Origin of the sequence: Streptomyces sp. NPDC000410, from assembly GCF_040300305.1 — a bacterium.
Taxonomy (GTDB): domain Bacteria; phylum Actinomycetota; class Actinomycetes; order Streptomycetales; family Streptomycetaceae; genus Streptomyces.
In genome coordinates this window covers 12,153-28,808 of the sequence record NZ_JBEPDM010000054.1, presented here as the reverse complement: position 1 = coordinate 28,808, position 16,656 = coordinate 12,153, and the positions used below count along the sequence as shown (strand labels likewise).

Below are 16,656 nucleotides of genomic sequence, written 5' to 3'. Positions count from 1 at the left end.
TCAGCCCTCACGCACACCGTTCAGCAGACGTGCCGCTCCCGCGCCGGGTCGTACAAGTGGCTGTCCCGGAACTGCGAAGCCGCCAGCGTCCGCCCCACCAGGATCACCGCCGTCTTCGTGATCCCCGCCGCCTTCATCTGGCCCGCGATGTCGTCGAGCGTGCCGCGCAGCACCACCTCGTCCGGGCGGCTCGCCATCGCCACGACCGCGGCCGGGCAGTCGGCGCCGTAGTGGGGAAGGAGTTCGGCGACGACGCGGTCGACGTAGCGGGCCGCCAGGTGCAGGACGAGCAGGGCGCCGCTGCGGCCGAGGGTGGCGAGGTCCTCGCCCTCGGGCATGGGGGTGGCCTGCTGGGCGATGCGGGTGAGGATGACGGTCTGGCCGACGGTCGGGACCGTCAGCTCCCGCTTCAGCGCGGCGGCGGCGGCCGCGAAGGCCGGGACGCCCGGGACCACCTCGTACGGCACGCCCGCCGCGTCCAGCCGGCGCATCTGTTCCGCGACCGCGCTGAAGACCGACGGGTCGCCGGAGTGCAGCCGGGCGACGTCGAGGCCCGCCTCGTGGGCGCGGACCATCTCGTCCACGATCCGGTCCAGGTCGAGCTGGGCCGTGTCGACGAGGCGCGCGTCCGGCGGGCATTCGGCGAGCAGTTCGCGCGGGACGAGGGAGCCGGCGTACAGACAGACCTGGCAGGAGGCGAGGGTGCGCGCCCCGCGCAGGGTGATCAGGTCGGCGGCGCCGGGGCCGGCGCCGATGAAGTGGACGGTCATCGCTCAGGTTCTCCCAGTTTGGTGACGGACCATTGGGTGACGGGCATCGCCTGACGCCAGCCGGTGAAGCCGCCGACCGGGACGGCGTGCGCCACGGCGAGGCGTACGAGCTCGCCCCCGTGCCGCCGGTACCGGTCCGCCAGCAGCGCCTCGGACTCCAGGGTCACGGTGTTGGCGACCAGCCGCCCGCCGGCCGGGAGCGCGCCCCAGCAGGCGTCCAGCAGGCCGGGCGCGGTGAGGCCGCCGCCGATGAACACCGCGTCGGGGGTGGGCAGTCCGGCGAGTCCCGACGGCGCGGCCGCGGTCACGACCCGCAGCGCGGGGACGCCGAGCGCCGCCGCGTTGCGGGCGATGCGCTCCGCCCGTACGGCGTCGCGCTCGACCGTGATCGCACGGCACGAACGGTCCGTACGCATCCACTCGATGGCGATCGATCCCGACCCGCCGCCGATGTCCCACAGCAGTTCCCCGGGCGCGGGCGCCAGCGCGGCGAGCGTCGCGGCCCGGACGTGGCGCTTGGTGAGCTGGCCGTCGTTCTCGTACGCCTCGTCGGGCAGCCCGGGTGCGGCGCCGAGCCGCAGGGCGCCGGGGGCCCGGACGCAGTCGAGCGCGATCACGTTGAGGGGGTCGCCCGGCGGGTGGTCCCAGGTGTCCGCGGTACCGGTGACCCGGGACTCCCGCGCCGAGCCGAGCTGTTCCAGCACGCGCATCCGGCTCGGCCCGAAGCCGCGTTCGCGCAGCAGCCCCGCCACCTCGGCGGGGGTGGCCGCGCCCGCGCTGAGGACGAGGACCCGCCGCCCGTCGTGCAGCGCGGCGGTGAGCGAGTCGAGAGGCCGGCCGACCAGGGTCACCGTCTGCGTGTCCTCCTCCGCCCACCCGAGGCGGGCGCAGGCGTACGACACCGACGACGGGTGCGGCAGTACGCGCAGGGCGTCCGGGCCCACGATCTCGGCGAGCATGCGCCCGATTCCGTAGAACATGGGGTCGCCGCTGGCCAGGACGGCGATCCGGCGCCCCGCGTGCGCGGCCAGCAGCCCCGGCGCGGCGGGCCGCAGGGGCGACGGCCACGGCACGCGCTCGCCCGCGCACACTTCGAGGACGGCGGCTTCAGGTGCGTCGGGCAGGAGGCCGAGCTGGCGCGGGCCGCCGATGAGGACGTCCGCGGCGCGCAGGGCGGCGCGGGAGGCTTCGGTCAGTCCGTCCCAGCCGTCGGCACCGATTCCGACGACCGTCACGGTCGGGGGGCGGGGGTCGGAGCTCACGGACCGGAACTCTACTGTTCGCCCACTTCACGGCCGCTCCCAGGGCGGCGCCCCGGCTCCACGGACGCGCAAATCGGGTAATGATACGGTAAAAGCACCCTGATCAACTCCTGTACCGGGAGGCATCCATGGGCACACGGCGCACTCCCCTCCCGGGCGTCGGAACGCAGTACGACGTCACCACCGAGAGCGGCCGCCACCTCTCCGTCGTCATCCACCAGGACGGCCGCCGCTTCCTCGGGTTCTACTCCGCCGACGATCCCGATTCGTGCATCGCCTCCGTGCCCCTGACACCCGCCGAGGCCACCGCCCTCGCGCACCTCATCGACCCCGCGCCCATCGACGCCGTACGCACACCCGACGGCATCGACCTGGTCACCGAGCACATCCCGGTCTCCGCCCGCTCCCCCTACGCCGGCCGGCTGCTCGGCGACACCCGCGCCCGTACCCGTACCGGCGCGTCGATCGTCGCCGTACTGCGCCGCCACAGCGCCCATCCCGCCCCCGGGCCGGACTTCCGGCTCGCGACCGGTGACACGCTCGTCGTGGTCGGGACGTGCGAGGGCGTGAACGCCCTCGCCGAGATCGTCTCCGGTGAGGAGGGCGGTGAGGGCGGTGAGGGCGGTGAGACCGGCGAGGGTGAGGGATCCGGTGAGTCCGGCGCATCAGGCCCACCGGGAGGCTGACCGTGCACAGCACCCCGATCCTGTTGATAGAGCTCGGCGGGATCATCCTCGTCCTCGGCCTCGTCGGCCGCCTCGCCGAACGCGTCGGGCTCTCCCCCATCCCCCTCTATCTGCTGGCCGGGCTCGCCTTCGGCCAGGGCGGGCTGCTGCCGCTCAGCGCCAGCGAGGAGTTCATCGCCGTCGGCGCCGAGATCGGCGTCATCCTCCTCCTGCTGCTCCTCGGCCTGGAGTACAGCGCCTCCGAACTGGTCACCAGCCTGCGCGCCCAATACCCCTCCGGCGTCGTCGACTTCGTCCTCAACGCCCTCCCGGGCGCGGGCGCCGCGCTGCTGCTGGGCTGGGGCCCGGTCGGTGCCGTCGCGCTCGCCGGGGTCACCTGGATCTCGTCGTCCGGCGTGATCGCGAAGATCCTCACCGATCTGGGCCGGCTCGGTAACCGCGAGACCCCGGTGATCCTCGGCATCCTCGTCATCGAGGACCTGTCGATGGCCCTCTACCTCCCGCTGCTCACCGCCCTGCTGGCCGGGGTCGGCCTGGCCGGCGGGAGCATCGCCCTGGTCATCGCGCTCGGCACGGTCTTCGTCGTCCTCTACGTCGCCGTCCGGCACGGCCACTGGATCAGCCGCGCGGTCTCCTCCGACAACCCGGAGATGCTGCTCCTCGTCGTCTTCGGCCTCGCGCTGCTGGTCGCGGGGATCGCCCAGAGGCTCCAGGTCTCGGCGGCGGTCGGCGCCTTCCTGGTCGGCATCGCCCTGTCCGGCGAGGTTGCCGAAGGCGCCCGGCGCCTGCTGACCCCGCTCCGCGATCTCTTCGCCGCCGTCTTCTTCGTCTTCTTCGGCCTGTCCACGGACCCGGCGCGGATCCCCCCGGTCCTGCTCCCCGCGGTGCTGCTGGCCCTCGCCACCATCCTGACCAAGATCCTCACCGGCTGGTACGCCGCCCGCCGCGCCGGCGTCGGCCCCCGCGGCCGCCTCCGCGCGGGCGGCGCGCTCGTCGCCCGCGGCGAGTTCTCGATCGTCATCGCGGGCCTCGCCGTCGCCACCGAACCCCGCATCGGGCCCCTGGCCACCGCGTACGTCCTGATCCTGGTCGTCCTCGGCCCCCTCACCGCCCGCTTCACCGACCCCACGGTCCACCGCGTCCAGTCCTGGCTGCGCCACGGCCCGTCGCCGCTGCCGCCCCGGGGTGCCGCGCGGGAGGCCGCCGGTGCGGAGGAGATCGCCTCGTCACCGCAGGGGAGCTGACCACGGCTGATCAGCTCCCCACGCGGCAGCGCCCTGGGACGGTGGTTGTACGAGTTGCGCGTGCTTTCTCCGGGAGAACGAACGGTCACTTCTGCGCGTTCTGGCCCACGTAGAACAGCAGCCAGACAAAGCCCGCGAAGGCATGCGTCGCGAAGACGTACACGAATACGCGCAGGGCGACGCCACGCTCCTTCCAGCGCTCGTTGTCGCGCTCGCGCTCGTTCATGGCGGCTCCCGGGTTCGGCATACGTGCGTCCAGGGTACGAAGCCCCGGCACTGCCCATGGGTCACTCTTGTGTGCCCGCGTGACCCCCTGTACCAATTCGGGGACGCGCAGGGCACCGCGGCAAAGGGGGTCGGGCAGTGGTCACGGTCTTGTTCGTGCACGGGACGGGCGTACGTGAGCCGTCCTATACGACGGCGCTGGAGACGGTCCGCGCGGGGCTCGCGCGGGTCAGACCGGATGTCCGGGTGGAGCCGTGCGACTGGGGGTCGGCGCTCGGGGCGTATCTCCGTGCCGACGGGGTCTCGATACCCGGCTACGCGCAGGACGGCGGAGGGCCCGGGTCCGTGCCGCCGCGGGAGGCGGACGAGGAGCGGGCGCGCTGGGCGCTGCTGTACGCCGATCCGTTCGCCGAGCTGGAGGTCCTCGCGCTGTCCTCGGGCCGGGACCGGGCCGGGTTCGTGCCGGGGCGGGTGGGCGCGGGGGACGAGGTGCTGGGGCGGCTGGAGCGGCTCGGGGCGGACGGCGGCGGCGCGGCGCGGGCGGCCTGGGACGCGGCGGGTCTCGAACCGGACCTGGTGGCGGCCGTGGGCGCCGTGGCCGGGGCTCCGGCGCTGCGGCGGGCCGCCGCCGGGGAGGACTCCGGCGGGGCGCTGCCGCGGCTGACCGCGCGGGCCCTGGTCGCCTGGGGGCTCGCGCACGGCGCGCACGGTTCGCAGACCGTACCGGCCGAGGCGCGCGACGAGCTGGTGAACCGCCTCACCGACGCGCTGGGCGGCGAGGACAGGGGGCTCGGTACGGCCCTCGTCTCCGCCCTGGGCTACACCGCCCGGCTGTTCGAGCGGTCGGTCGGGTCGCGGGTCGTGCTCGCGCGCCGGTCGTCCCTCAGCGGCCGCTCGGTCGGCTTCGTCGGCGACATCGTGCGCTATCTCGTACGCGGCGAGGCCGTGCGTGCGTACGTCGCGCAGACCATACGCGCGCTGCCGGACGACCGGGGTCCCCTGGTGCTGCTCGGCCACAGCCTGGGCGGCGTCGTCTCGTTCGACCTGCTCGCGTCGGGGGGCGCGGGGGCCACCGTGGACCTGCTGGTCACCGTCGGCTCGCAGGCGCCGCTCCTCTACGAGCTGGACGCGCTGCCCTCCCGGCCGTTCGGCACCGGCCTGCCGGACGGTTTCCCGCGCTGGCTCAACGTGTACGACCGCAGGGACCTGCTCTCGTACGTCGCCGCCGGGGTCTTCGGCGACACCGGGGTCACCGACGTGGAGGTGGACAACGGACAGCCGGTTTCCGCCGCGCACAGCGCCTATTGGGCGAACGGCGATTTCTACCGCGTACTGGCCGGGGCCTTACCCGGGTGAAAGCCGGTTCGCCGCGGTTCCGCGCGCCGGGGGCGTACGCTGGTTCGTCCGCGGCAGAACGGCAGAACGGCGGCAGGGCAGGCAAGGGCCAAGTCACGGTGCGAAGGGGAACGCGCGTGGCCAAGCAAAGACTTGACGAAGCTCAGAACGCGGTCCTGGAAGACCTCGTGGAGTTGCTCGCGCGCCCCTCGGGCGGTCTGCTGGACAACGCGGCCCGCGGGCTGTGGCGCAAACGGCTCCAGGACCGCGTCGAGGGGCTCGAATGGCGCACGTTCGAGACCCCGGTGCAGCTCTTCGTCGACGTGGTCTTCGAATGCGCCGCCAAGGACGGCGGGCTGGATCATCTGGTCAAGGTGACCCGGCTGGTGACGCGGTCGCTCGACCCTGAGCTCGAACAGCTCCTCGACGAGTGGAAGGCGTTACGGGCCTTCCCCGGACGCGACCGGGATCCGCTGCGCCGCGCGCTGAGCGTGTCCGTGTCCGACCTCCACTCGTACGTCCAGCTGGCCACCGGCGGCCGGATACAGCTCCCCTCGCACTGTGGCACCCCCTGGCAGGCGTTCGCCCATCTCGCCGACAGAAACAGCTTCGGGGGCGGGCTGCCGCCCGGGATGGTCTTCCTGGAGTATCTGGCGACCTGCCCGGAAGTGGCCTCCGATGTGGGCGAGATACGGGCCTGGAACAACCACTTCGGCGCCGAATGGGGGCTGCTGGACGGCCCGGAGGGACTGACCGCGCTGCGCGACCGGCTCGGCCGGCCTGCCTCCGCCACAGGTGGTGGTGGCGCGGGCGGCGGCGCGGGGGAGGGGCGTGCGGCGCCCGTGGCGACGCGTCCGCTGATCCGCGCGTACATCAAGGTCGTTCCGGACCGCACCCCGATCGGCGGGGCGGGCCGGCGCCGGGAGCGCAAGGCCTCGCGCTACTACGTCTCCGGCTGCGTCAAGTACGCGGACTCCAGCAGCTTGTACCAGGACGCGCGCACCGCATCGGAAAATCCTGTGCAGCGAGGCCAACTCCCGTACTCCGTAGCTGATTTACTGTCTCGCATGGCCCAGCTCTGGCACGATCGGGCCGAGAACGTCGCCCTGGACTTCTTCCTGCCCGCGGAGTTGCTCAACGAGCCGGTGGAGTGGTGGGACCGCGATCCGTCGCGCCCGTACCCCAACTCCCTGCTCAGCAAGTACCGAGAGATCACTCTGCACAGCCTCGAACGGGTCCAGCGGCGCGAGTTCCATCGCGCCTGGCGTGCGCGCTGGGCATGGTGGAAGAGCGGCGAAGGCAAGGAAATCGTGTACGAGTCCGACCCGAAGTCCCTGGTGGACGAGGAGCATCTGGCCCGGCTGGACGCGGAGATCGGCCGCACCGACGACGTCGTCGGCATGGTCCTGAGCCGACCTCCGGCGGACAGAGAAGGTTTGGGCGTGCGCGAAGTGAGTCTGGCCCTGGACCTCGGGGTACCCATAGTCATATATCACCGCGACGACAGCGCGTCGGAGGTGTTCCGCAGCATGATCAGAGAAAGCTTGGCCAATGATGGTCTGGTCAGCTTTCCCGAGCGTGCGCAACAGTGGAAAGCGGACGCTGCCGTCGGCCGAGCCGCCGCCCGTGACTCCAGCTCCGACTCCGGCTCCGACTCCGACTCCGACGTCATCCGATCGATGAGCATGATCTGGGACGATCCCGAGCACCTTCTCGACGGGGGCCCGAGCGCTCCCGTGACGTTCGTAGGGGGGACGGATTGAACGCGTCGCAGGAGCAGTCGCCGCGCCCGGCTCAGGAGCGGTCCGGGCCCTTGTACCGGGGCAACGGAGAGCTGTCGCCGGACACTCCGTACGAGAAGCGGTCGTGGCCCGCGGGGCCGCCGTGGCGTGCGTTCGCCGCCGAGGCGCGGATGCCGGCGCCGCCGGACGACCACGAGGCCGACCGCAGGCTCGGGCCCGCGGGCGTTTCCCGGGTGCCCCGGCCCGAGGAGGTCCGCCTCGTCAACGCCGCCCTGCTCTTACGCAGGCCGCTCCTGGTGACCGGACGGCCCGGCGTCGGCAAGTCGGGGCTCGCGTACCGCATCGCGCGGGAGTTACGCCTGGGGCGGGTGCTGCACTGGCCGGTGACGAGCCGGACGACGCTCGCGAACGGGTTGTACGAGTACGACGCGATCGGGCGGGCCCAGGCCCTTCAGACCGCGGCCGGATCAAGCATGGATGCGGGCGCGGGCACAGGCGCGGGCGCAGATACGAATGTGGGCGCGGGCACAGGCGCGGGCACGGGCACGGGCAACTTCGTGCAGTTGGGGCCCCTGGGCACCGGGCTGTTGCCGTACCGGCTGCCCCGCGTCGTCCTCATCGACGAGATCGACAAGTGCGACGCCGACCTGCCCAACGACCTGCTCACCCTCTTTGAGGACGCCTGGTTCGAGGTTCCTCCACTCGTACGGGTGAAGCAGCAGGAGCCGGTGGTCACGGTCCATACGGCCGATCCCGGCGGGACTGCGGATATCGAGCACGGCCTGGTCCGGGCCCATGCCTTTCCCGTCATCGTCATGACGTCCAATGGCGAACGGGAGTTCCCCGAAGCATTCATGCGGCGCTGTCTCCGCCTCGATATTCCCGACCCGGACGCCCACGCATTGGGCGAACTCGTATCGGCGCACTTCGGCGGCGAACTCGGGCCGCGGCAGGAGTCCCTCATCCATGACTTCCTGCTGCGCAGCGAGCGGGCCGGCGGTCTCGCCGCCGATCAGCTCCTGAATGCCGCGCATTTGGCCACTTCCGGTCTCTACGGCCCGGACTTCGCGGATGAGTCGGAGTGGCAATCGGTGCTCGAGGCGATCTGGCACCCACTGGGCGGTGAAGGAGCGGATTCGGCGTGACCGGGGAACCATCGCCCCCCGGGGCACCGCAGTCGGGGCACGGACGGGACGGACCGTTCCGCGCCTTCGGCGACGAGCGGCTGCCCCTCACCGAGCTGTACTCGTGGGAGGTGGCCGATGCGTTGTGGATCGCGGCGCATCACCCCTGGCTGACCGGCCACGAACCGGCTCCGCAGCACGACCAGGGGCCGGAGCCCTCGCCGCTCCCGCCGCTCCCGCCTCCCCCGCCCGCCCCGGCGGGCGACGGCCCGGCCCCGGCGGCCGAGGCTCCGGCTCCAGTTCCGGCGGGCGAGCAGAACGCTCCGGACCAGGCCGATCACCACTCCGCCGATGCGCCGCCGCCCTCTCCCCTCCCGCCCCTCGCTCCTTCCCCGGCCCGCCCCGGCGCTTCGCCCGTGCACCCGACCCGCCCCGTCCCGCACGCGGAGCCCCCTTCCGAGGACCTGTCGTACGGCCTGGGTCTCGGCCTGCCCCGCGACGTCGGCACGCACGCCCTGGGCCGAGCGCTGCGCCCCCTGCGTACGTACCGGAAGTCCGCGCACGAGCTCGTCCTCGACGAACCCGCCACGGCAGAACGGATCGCGCTGGCGCCCCAGTTACCACCCGCGCTCATGCCCGCCGCCGAGCGCCGCTGGGAAGCGGTCCTGGTCGTCGACACCGCCCCGCACATGGCCGTGTGGCGGCCCGCCGTGGAGCGCTTCCGGTCGGTGCTGCGGCTGCACGGCGGGTTCCGCGACGTCGAGGTGCTGTCGCTGGACACCGACGGCCCGACAGCGGTGCTCCGCTCGGCGGGGTCCGGCTCGCACGGCCGGCCGCGCTCCCCCAGGAGCCAGGTGGACCCCAGCGGACGGCGGATCGTCTTCGTCGTCACCGACGGCGTCGGCCCGGCCTGGCGGTCGGGTGCCGCGCAGCGGCTGACCGCCCTGTGGGGGAAGCGGCAGCCCGTGGTGATCCTGCAGACGCTCCCGCAGCGGCTCTGGCACCGTACGGGAGTCTTCCCCGCGCAGGTCAGGCTGCGGGCCACCGGCCCCTGGTCGGCCAACGGCCAGATCCGCTGGGAGCCCGCGGAGCCCATGGCGGCGGCGCTGCTGCCCGCCGACGAGGCGCGTCACATCGTGCCGGTTCCCGTGCTGGAGATGACGCCCGCGTGGCTCGGCCCCTGGGCCGGGTTCGTGGCCGGTGCGACGCCACGCTGGGCCGACCTGCCCGCCGTGCTCACCTCCGCCCGCCCGCGCACCGCGCCCCTGTCCGCGCCCGGGGCCACCGCAGCCGCGTCCGCCGCGCCCGGGTCCGCCGCAGCCGCGTCCGCCACGTCCGCCGCGCCCGGAAGCGGGTCGCAAGCGACGCGCCCGCCGGCGGCGGCCGAACGTGTGGCGCGCTTTCGCACCTGGGCCTCCCAGGACGCCTTCGCCCTGGCGACCCGGCTGGCCGCGATCCAGCTCGACCTGCCCACGATGGCGGAGATCCAGCGGCAGACGATGCCCCATTCCGGTGTCACGCATCTGGCCGAACTTCTCATCAGCGGACTGGTGAAACCTCTGCCGGACTGCGGCGGGCATTCCTACCTCTTCCACGAGGGCGTACGGGAGGAATTACTCGCCGCGGGCAGTCGCGAAGCGACCGAACTGGCCCTCAGGAAAGCCGCGGAATTCCTTGCACCGAGCAGCGGAGCGGCCCGCGAACTCCTCGGCTACTTCAGCGCGGGCACGGATGCCGCGGGGGCCATCGAGATATCGGCCGACGAGCTTCGGTTCCGGGAGGCCGAGCACGCGGCACTGCAGGCGCTCTCCGGGCCTCATCTGCGGCGAGCCCGGCGGCTCGGAGAGCACATCGAATTCCACGCCAAGTCAGACAGTCACACAGTGCCGGAAGCCGGAAACGAAATGAAACCGTCGAATGTCGGGAAGACCTCCACCCCTCCTCCCGATGAGAGACTCGCGCCCGCGGACAGGACCCCGCACCCCGATCATCCGGCGCCCCCGGAGCACACCGACCAGTTCCCCGGCCGGCTCATCACCCAGGTCACAGGCCAGACCTACGAGCCGAACAGCGCCACACCACGACAAGGAGGCACCTACGTGACCACGGTCCCCGCCGCGGCAGAACATCCGGCCCAGCAGCAGCCCGCCGCAGGCGGCAAGCGCCCGGCGAGTCCGGCGGTCTGGGGCAATATGCCTCCACGCAACCTTGTCTTCACGGGGCGCGAAGAGCTCCTGGTCAACCTGGAAAACGGCCTGCGCCACGGCCCGACCGCCGTACTGCCGCACGCACTCCACGGAATGGGCGGCGTCGGAAAATCACAATTGGCGCTGGAATACGTGTACCGGCACGCCGCCGAATACGATGTCATCTGGTGGATTCCGGCCGAGCGTCCGACGCAGATTCAGCAGGCCTTTGTCGAGCTGGCCCGCAGACTGCATCTCCCGGTCAGTCTGGAGGCGATTACCGCCGTCCCGGCCGTCCTGGAAGCCCTGCGCACCGGAATCCCCTACGGCAACTGGCTACTGGTGTTCGACAACGCGGAAAGCCCGTCCGCCGTGCAGGAATACTTCCCGAGCACAACACCCGGTGGGCCGGTAGGCTCCGTAATCGTGACATCCCGTAACCCTCAGTGGAACACCTTGGCCCAACCGCTGGAGGTCGATGTGTTCGAACGTGACGAGAGCATTCAGCTTCTGCGGCGACGTAATCCGGACCTGACCACGGACGAAGCCGACATGCTGGCAGAGGTGCTCGGAGACCTGCCGCTCGCCGTCGAACAGGCCTCCGCCTGGCGCGCCGAGACCGGAATGCCGCCGGCCGAATACCTGAGGGTGTTCGAAGAGAAGCGCGCGGAACTCATGGCGGTGTCACCACCCACTCAGTACGAGGAAACCGTCGCCACCGCGTGGAACGTGTCCCTCGACCACATCGAGGGCAAGAACGCGGGCGCGTTGCAACTTCTCCAGCTCTGCGCCTACTTCGCGCCGGAGCCCATCTCCCGGCAATTCTTCTCCACCGCGGCGGGCGAGCCGATCGCCCCGGAACTGGACCGGGTGTTCACCGATCCCATCCGGCTGAGCCGGGCCATCCGGGAAATCAACCGCTACTCGCTCGCGAAGATCGACCACCGCACCAATTCGATCCAGATGCACCGGCTGGTCCAGGCGGTGCTCGAAGCGCGGATGACCGAGGAGCAGCGCGTCAGGTTCCGCAACGGCGCTCATCTCCTGCTCGCGGCGAACGCGCCGAACGACCCGCGGACCCCGCAGAACTGGGCACGTTTCGGCGAGCTCTATCCGCATGTGATCGTGTCGCAGGCGCCCCGTTCCGCCCATCGCAACGTCCGCCAGATGGTCTACAACGTCGCGGAGTACCTCTTCTACTGGGGCGACCACGACGCCGCGCTGGACTTCGCCGACCAGACGTACGAGACCTGGCGCGAGCTGTTCGGCGAGGACGACATGCAGACCCTGGTGCTGGGCCGCCACCTCCGATTCGTCAGATGGCGGATGGGCCGCTACGCGGAGGCGGCCGAGCTCGGTGAGCGCATGCTGGCCACGCTGGAGGAGGCAGGCCCGGACGTCGAGGAGGAATACCTCAGGGTCAAGGGCCAGGTGTCGGCCGACCGACGGGTGCAGGGGGACTTCCGCGGCGCGCTCGAGTTCGACGAGGACGTCTACCAGCGTGCGGTCCGCGCGTACGGCGACGAGGATCCGGAGACCCTGCTGCACGCCCACAACCTGGGCGTGTGCCTGCGGGTGAACGGCGACTTCCGGCGGGCTCTGGAGCTGGACGAGGCCACGTGGCGCCGCAAGATCCAGACGTACGGCGCGGACGACCTGACCTCCCTGGCGTCCGAGGCCTCCGTCGCCCTGGACCGCCAGGAGCTGGGCGAGTACGCCCAGGCGGAGACGCTGCTCGACGCGGCCGTGGACAACTACAAGGAGAAGTTCGGCGATACGCATCCGGCCACGCTCCAGGCGATCGCACGCCTCGGAGTCGCCCAGCGCAAGGCGGGACACCACCAAGCGGCTGAGGCCAGCACGAGGATCGCCCGTGACGCGCTGACGGAGCGGTACGGCGAGCTGAGCCCCGACGCCCGGCAGACCTCCCTCAACCTGTCCATCGACCTGCGCCAGAACGGCGACCTCCAGGAGGCGCTGCGCCTCGGCGAGCGGTGCCGCAGCCTCTACGCGGAGACGCTGGGCCGCGACCACCCCCACACCATCGCGGCCGACGTCAACACGGCGGTCACGCTGCGCCTGCTGGACCGGGTGGACACGGCGCGCAAGATCAACGAATCGGCTCTGTTCCGGTTGCGCGAATCGTTGGGCGAGACGCACCCGTTCACCCTCGTCTCCTCGGTCAACCTCGGCAACGACCTCTTCGCCCAGGGCGACGCGGCGGCCGCCTTGGAGCTCGACCGGGAGACCCTGCGGCTCGTGGTGGAGACGATGGGCGAGGACCATCCGACGGCGCTCGTGCTGCGCGGCAATCTGGCCTCCGACCTGCGGGCCCTCGGCCAGGCCCAGGAGGCGGCGGAGGCCCACGCCGCCGCCGTCGAGGGCATCAGGCAGAAGCTGGGCGACGAACACCCCGCCCACGCCGACGCGCTCGCGTGGCGCAGGGCGAACTGCGACATCGACCTGATGCCGCTCTGAGGACCGGGCCTGGGGCCTGTCTTTTGGATCAAGCCGTGCCCGGCTAGGTCTGAAGGACCGGCCCTGGGCGCCCAGGGGCCGCTGAGGCCCGGGGGGCCCGGGAGACAGGTTCTAGGAACTGACGCCCAGCCACTCCGCGAGAGCGACGGGCCCCGGGGGCCGGGCTGCGGGTGTCGTGCGCCGGATGTGGTGGTGGACGGCCGCGACCAGTTCGGGCGCTGTCTCCAGCGCCCGCACCGCGTCCGGGGCGGCCTCGGCTCCCACCAGGGCCAGTCGCAGCCCGGACCAGTCCGGGGCGGCCGCCGGGACGGTGGGTGCGGCGGTGATCCGGTCCGCGTAGGCACGTACGGCACGCTCGTACTGCCCCGTCGCCCACAGCAGATCGGCCCGGCAGGCGCCGGTGACCGACGGCGGGGAGCCGTTCTCGTCGGCCCGCATCCGCCGGAGGGCCGACGGGTCCGTCAGCCCGATGCGTACGAGCACCGCGCGCGTGTCCAGATGCCGCTGCCCGGAGTCGCCGACCGCGTAGCGCTCGCCGCACGGCAGCGCGGGCGCGTGGTCCTCGCCTCGCGTCCAGGCATCCGCCAGCCGCTCCACGTGGTCCGGCGACGGACGCACATGGGACAGCCGCCACCGCGTCCGGTGGTCCAGGGCCATCTCGGCGGCCGGGCCCGCGGCGGGTGAGGACCGCAGCCGGTCCTCCCATGCGGCCACGGTGGAGCGCAGCTCCGCCAGCACGCCCCGTCCCACCTCGGTCAGCGCCGGATCGGCCGCCAGCCGGGGCAGTACGTACGTGAGCTGCCGCTGCCACAGCTCCCACTCGAACCACGCGAGCACGTCGCGCCGCCCTCCGGGGCGTAACGCCCGCCCCCGCCAGAAGCGCGCCACGCCGGTGAAGGCGTAGGCCCCCTGGACCATCCCCCCGAGCGGGCGGGGGTCGTCGCGCCAGGGTGCGTAGTAGAGGCGTCCGCCGGCGTCCCGCTCCGGGAGGTGGAGCGGACTGAGGTGGATCAGCGCGCTGAGTTTGCTGTGCTGGAGCTCGTGGGTGACGGCAGCGGCGCAGGCCTCCGCCGATGGCGGCCGTGAGACGGCGAAGCCGCCGACGCCCTGGGAGCTCGTCGTGCTGCGCACCCGGAACGGCTCGTGCGCGGGCATGGGCTGGATGGTTCTCAGCAGTGTGCCGACGGCGGCGGCGGTGGGCGCGTCCGTCTCCCTGAGCATCCCGAGGGCGTCCCGGACCAGACCGGACCAGTGGTCCGCGTCGGGGCCGGTGAGGCGGGCGGGCACGCCGAAGGGTGGCGGGGCGATCCGGTAGGGGCCCAGGTCGTCGAGGGTGATGCCGCCGTCCGGGCCCGCGCACGAGCCGCCCGACGCGTCGCCGTTCGCCGTGTCGCCGCTCGCCCTGTCGCTGCTCACCGTGTCACCGTTCGCCGCGACCCTGCGCAGCGGAAGCCAGCCGGAGGCGGGCCGCCAGGCCGGGCGGGGCAGCCGGACCGTACCGGAGTGGGACACGACCGCGATCCCGCCCTGCCGCGCGGTCACCTCCGCGACGTCGAAGGGCGGCCCGCACGGCAGCCGTGCCCGGCCGAGTGTCGGGAGCCAGACCTCCCCGGCGTGGACGGGCACGGGGAACGAGAAGTCGAGACCCGCGCGGGCCGCGGCGACCGCCGCCAGGATGTGCAGATGACCGGCGTCAGCCCACAGCGGCGTACGGCCCCGGGGCGCGGAGCGCAGCCGCTCCAGCAGCCGGCCGAGCCAGAGCCCCGTCTCGGGCAGCAGCAGAAGCTCGTCCACCACAGCCGGATCGTGCCGTTGCGCGCCGGCCAGCAGGTCCCACGCGCGCTCGGCGGCGGGCAGGGGCGCGGTGACACGCCCCAGCGGGGTCAGCAGATCCATGAGGAGGTCGAGCAGGAGCGTACGGTGGCTGCGCTCGGCACGCTGAAGGGCCTCGAGGGCGTCCCGGTCCCCGCCGCCCCTGGCCAGCTGCTGGAACTGCCGCAGTGTCAGAGAGTGCTTCGGCCCTCCCGACACCGAGGGCATGTCAGGACTCACGCTTCAGGACGTCCAACTGTTTTCCGTTCCCGACGCGATGCTCGCGATCCCCCCTACGGCTTCGAGCAGCCGCTGCTTCGCTTCCTCGTGGCCGTCGCCTGCACGCGCGCGCAACTCCTCGAGGGAGGTACCCGTCAAATCAGGCAGATCCGACCTGATGGCGGTTTCCGGCTTCTCCACTGCCGTAGACCTCCCCCGAAATCGAGCGGTGTTCGGTCCGCCCTTACATGATGGCCCACCCACAGGCCGCCGGAAACATCGTCTACCGGCCAGCCTTACCGCTCGTACGTCCGGAAGTCGCCGAGCGGGCGCAATACCCGCAACCGTCAATTGCCGCTCGCATGAGGCGAGTTGAACCATTCGGGATATTCCTCGAAAACATCGTGCAGCGCGGCGAGCGCCTCGGTCCCCGCGTCCAGGAGCGAGAGGGCCTCCCACAGCCGCGTCAGTCCGTCCCGGAACGCGAGGCAGGTGTCGACGAGTTCCAGGATCTCGATCCGCATCACCCCCGACCTCGGCACGCTTCCCGCGATCTCGGCGGGCAGGCGGTTCATGACGGCACCCCGCGTGCCGGGGTCGCGCATGACGGGGACCGCCGCCAGCGCCTCGTAGAGCCTGCGGTGGTCCGACGTGCCGAGCCGCCTCGGCCGAGGCGGAGCCGGGGCCGGGGCCGCGATCGTGGTCCTGCGGGCGCCCGCCGCGCCCTCGAACCACAGGGACGTGGGCAACTGGCGGGTCTCCCCGCGCGCGGACGAGGCCTGGAAGCGCACGCGGAGGGTCTCGGCGAGGAGGTGGCTCTCCTCGCGCCAGCCGGGGTTCTCGCGCAGCAGCGCGAGCGCTTCGCCGGTGAAGACTCCCGACCTGCGGTCCGCGGCGGCCCCGGCCCGGCCGGCGGCCGCCTCCCCCGGGCCGCAGGCGAAGAGCACCTGCTGGTCCGGCCGACTGCGGAGCGTTCCGCGCGGCACGGGGTCGGGGCGCAGCGCGCCCGCGGTCGCGGCCGGGTCGGCGAAGGTCTGGCAGGCGTCGATCAGCCAGAGCTGGCGGGGGTGGGACGGCGCCACGTCGGACCGGAAGGCGGCGAGCGCGGCGTCCAGGTCCAGGCAGCGCAGGTCCCCGTGCACGGCGTCGGCGTAGAGCAGTCTCCGCCGGCCCTCCGGGTCCACCAGTCCGTGGCCGGACCAGGAGACGAAGAGCCACTCGCCGCTCGCGGCGGCGAGTTCGCGGAAGAGGGTGCGGTGCACGGTCTCGCGGTCCGCGGGCGCGAAGCGCGCTCCCGCGGACGCGGCGGCGGATTCGACGGCCGCCCGGTTCCTGGGCAGGGGGGACAGGAGCAGGGTCACGTCGTCGCGGGCCAGCCCGAGATCCCACAGCCATCGCGCGTAGGCGAGGGCGTCATCAGCCGGACCGTCGAGATTCCACGCGCTCCCCGCCTCGTACGCCTCGACCCCCACGACCAGCGCTCGCGCCCGGCCGCGTAACTCCCGGCCTGGCGATTCCGGGTCTCGCGACTCCCGGCCTGGCGACTCCGGGTCTCGCGACTCCCGGCCTGGCG

Annotated in this window: 11 protein-coding genes and 1 pseudogene; 6 read left to right on the top strand and 6 right to left on the bottom strand. The window is 72.6% G+C overall.

The genetic code is table 11. The annotated features are described in order from the left end of the window. Positions 1-20: 20 nt before the first annotated feature. Both cobM and cbiE read right to left on the bottom strand, forming a co-directional pair. Complete coding sequence (gene cobM, locus ABT342_RS32545) at positions 21-770, bottom strand: precorrin-4 C(11)-methyltransferase (protein ID WP_351581789.1); 750 nt, start codon at positions 768-770, stop codon at positions 21-23. Next, positions 767-2,032 (bottom strand): precorrin-6y C5,15-methyltransferase (decarboxylating) subunit CbiE, encoded by a 1,266-nt coding sequence (cbiE, locus tag ABT342_RS32540; RefSeq protein ID WP_351581787.1) that lies wholly within the window; start codon positions 2,030-2,032, stop codon positions 767-769. The genes cobM and cbiE overlap by 4 nt, the downstream gene beginning before the upstream one ends. Before the next feature lie 128 nt (positions 2,033-2,160). Between cbiE and ABT342_RS32535 the strand changes: the two are divergent. Both ABT342_RS32535 and ABT342_RS32530 read left to right on the top strand, forming a co-directional pair. After that, a pseudogene (locus ABT342_RS32535) lies at positions 2,161-2,637 on the top strand (cation:proton antiporter regulatory subunit); the annotation flags it as partial. Positions 2,638-2,720: 83 nt separating this feature from the next. Then, a complete protein-coding gene (locus ABT342_RS32530) occupies positions 2,721-3,962 on the top strand; it encodes a cation:proton antiporter (RefSeq protein ID WP_351581785.1) in 1,242 nt (413 codons plus the stop codon). 85 nt (positions 3,963-4,047) lie between these two features. Here the strand turns inward: ABT342_RS32530 and ABT342_RS32525 are convergent, their stop codons facing one another. Next, on the bottom strand, positions 4,048-4,188 hold the full coding sequence (locus ABT342_RS32525) for a DUF6126 family protein (protein ID WP_351581811.1): 141 nt from the start codon (positions 4,186-4,188) through the stop codon (positions 4,048-4,050). Between the two features lie 137 nt (positions 4,189-4,325). On the opposite strand from ABT342_RS32525, the gene ABT342_RS32520 reads away from it, so the two are divergent. The 4 genes from ABT342_RS32520 to fxsT all read left to right on the top strand — a co-directional run bounded on the left by ABT342_RS32520 (position 4,326) and on the right by fxsT (position 13,052). Next, on the top strand, positions 4,326-5,543 hold the full coding sequence (locus ABT342_RS32520) for a lipase family protein (protein ID WP_351581783.1): 1,218 nt from the start codon (positions 4,326-4,328) through the stop codon (positions 5,541-5,543). A gap of 116 nt (positions 5,544-5,659) precedes the next feature. Then, complete coding sequence (locus ABT342_RS32515) at positions 5,660-7,285, top strand: VMAP-C domain-containing protein (protein WP_351581781.1); 1,626 nt, start codon at positions 5,660-5,662, stop codon at positions 7,283-7,285. Next, complete coding sequence (locus ABT342_RS32510) at positions 7,282-8,409, top strand: AAA family ATPase (protein ID WP_351581779.1); 1,128 nt, start codon at positions 7,282-7,284, stop codon at positions 8,407-8,409. Before ABT342_RS32515 ends, ABT342_RS32510 begins: the two co-directional genes overlap by 4 nt. Continuing rightward, positions 8,406-13,052 (top strand): FxSxx-COOH system tetratricopeptide repeat protein, encoded by a 4,647-nt coding sequence (gene fxsT / locus ABT342_RS32505; RefSeq protein ID WP_351581777.1) that lies wholly within the window; start codon positions 8,406-8,408, stop codon positions 13,050-13,052. The genes ABT342_RS32510 and fxsT overlap by 4 nt, the downstream gene beginning before the upstream one ends. A 111-nt stretch (positions 13,053-13,163) precedes the next feature. On the opposite strand, the gene ABT342_RS32500 is transcribed toward fxsT, so the two are convergent. The 3 genes from ABT342_RS32500 to ABT342_RS32490 all read right to left on the bottom strand — a co-directional run bounded on the left by ABT342_RS32500 (position 13,164) and on the right by ABT342_RS32490 (position 16,555). After that, entirely contained in the window at positions 13,164-15,104 is a 1,941-nt protein-coding gene (locus ABT342_RS32500) for an HEXXH motif domain-containing protein (protein WP_351581775.1), read from the bottom strand. Between the two features lie 3 nt (positions 15,105-15,107). Continuing rightward, positions 15,108-15,284, bottom strand: a complete 177-nt coding sequence (locus tag ABT342_RS32495) for a hypothetical protein (RefSeq protein WP_351581773.1) — start codon at positions 15,282-15,284, stop codon at positions 15,108-15,110. Positions 15,285-15,430: 146 nt separating this feature from the next. After that, positions 15,431-16,555, bottom strand: coding sequence for an effector-associated domain 2-containing protein (locus ABT342_RS32490; RefSeq protein WP_351581771.1), 1,125 nt, complete (start codon positions 16,553-16,555; stop codon positions 15,431-15,433). Positions 16,556-16,656: the final 101 nt, after the last annotated feature.